The sequence below is a fragment of the Mesorhizobium sp. M4B.F.Ca.ET.089.01.1.1 genome (assembly GCF_004022605.1).
Taxonomy (GTDB): domain Bacteria; phylum Pseudomonadota; class Alphaproteobacteria; order Rhizobiales; family Rhizobiaceae; genus Mesorhizobium; species Mesorhizobium abyssinicae.
In genome coordinates this window covers 1-384 of the sequence record NZ_RZOS01001600.1, presented here as the reverse complement: position 1 = coordinate 384, position 384 = coordinate 1, and the positions used below count along the sequence as shown (strand labels likewise).

Annotated in this window: 1 pseudogene; it reads left to right on the top strand. The window is 63.0% G+C overall.

Annotated features, from left to right (window positions below):
• Positions 1-384 (top strand): annotated as a pseudogene (locus tag EN780_RS39640) (ISNCY family transposase); the annotation flags it as partial.

Here is a 384-nt window from a genome sequence, read left to right as displayed (position 1 = left end):
GCCTTTCTGATCGAGGAGGAAGGCACGGCGTCGAGCTTCCAGGGACTTCTGGAGACCTTTGTCGCCAAGGGATTGCCGTCAAGCCTCTACAGCGATCGTGGCAGACACTATTTCGTGACGCTCAAGGCGGGCGGGGCTGTCGACAAGATTCGCATGACCCAGGTCGGTCGGGCGCTCGAGCGGCTCGGCATCGAACATATTCCAGCCTATTCGCCTGGAGCCAGGGGCCGCTCCGAGCGGATGTTCTCAACCTTGCAGGACCGACTGCCGAGGGAACTGGCACTGGCCGGCATGGCTGATATCGAGGCCGCCAACCGCTTCGTCGCACAGACCTATCTGCCGGCTCACAATGCCCGCTTCGCCAGGCCCGCCGCGGTTGAAGAC